The organism is Citrobacter sp. Awk 4 (assembly GCF_028069725.1).
GTDB lineage: Bacteria > Pseudomonadota > Gammaproteobacteria > Enterobacterales > Enterobacteriaceae > Citrobacter_D.
The window spans coordinates 1-1,212 of record NZ_JANEWG010000122.1 but is presented as its reverse complement, the minus strand read 5'-3'; the positions used below and the strand labels follow the sequence as shown (position 1 = coordinate 1,212).

The window sequence follows — 1,212 nt, the reverse complement described above, 5'->3', positions numbered from 1 at the left end:
ATCTAATATCGATTAAAGATGAATCATAAATTTTTACTAGATATCTTGCAGAAATAAAATGGAATAAACACAAAAATAAATATGCTACTAACGTTGCANAAGCAGAACCAGCGATCCCGTAAATTGGAATGAGAAGGTAATTTGCGCCGATATTGATAAGTAGTGCGACAAGAGTTGTCAATGAGATAATCATCGTTTTTTTCTCAAAAAAAACAAAATTCACATATGTTAAATATATATGAATTAAAGCATTCCCCATTATTACCAAAGGTACAATTTCAATTCCGGAGTAGTATTCCTTGCTGGCCATGATAATTACCATTTCCCTGGAAAAAAGAATACATCCACATGTTATAAAAAGTATCATTACAGAACTGGCATTATTTACCATTTTAATTTTTGTACTTTCCCTGGAATTAATTAGTTGATATAACTTTGGCTGCCATGATGAATTCCAGGCCATGATTAGTACAACAATGCACATTCCCAAATTATAGGAAAAAGAATAAATACCCGCACTTTCACTACCGAGTACATTGTTAATTATAATTCGGTCTGCTTGTGAAAGTAAGGAGTTAGATAAGACATGAACAATAAGAGGAAGAGAAAATAGTAACGCTGATTTTAATTCATCAGGACTAAACCTACAAATAATCAGCGTTCTCATTTTATAGAAACAAAAAATTACAAGTGGTATGCAAACCATTATCTGCGCATATATTTTTGATAAATATTGGTTAGATGAAAGCCAAATCGCAAAAGCAAATATTAATATTATCTCCCCAATTTTGTTTACTACATTAATTCTTGCATAATTAATTCCTCTCTCGGAGGCTTGCAGATAACTGGTGTATATAAATATATACGAAAGCATGATACAAATGACAAGCACAGGCATAACATCATCTACTGAAAACCCCAGTAAACGACTTAGTGGTATTGCATATAATGGTTCTAGAATAATTAATACTAAATGAAATGGGATTAGAAAAATGATGACAGTGCTTAAAAAAGATGAAAATCCCTCTTTAGTTTTCATATATCTATTGAGGACCGCACTCTGTAAATTTAGACTTGTAAAAACATACAAAATTAATATTGCAGTATTTAAAATTGACAATTTACCGTACTGTTCAGGTACCATGACTCTTGTTAAGAGCGGCAACGATATAAATAATATTCCTTTTACAAACAAATCACCTAGTGCATAGC

At 31.3% G+C, this 1,212-nt stretch carries 1 protein-coding gene; it reads right to left on the bottom strand.

Features of this window, described 5'->3' with window-relative positions; genetic code table 11:
• On the bottom strand, window positions 1–1,165 hold a 1,165-nt coding region (locus NNO04_RS22425; protein WP_442870765.1), incomplete at its 3' end, for a lipopolysaccharide biosynthesis protein.
• Window positions 1,166–1,212: the final 47 nt, after the last annotated feature.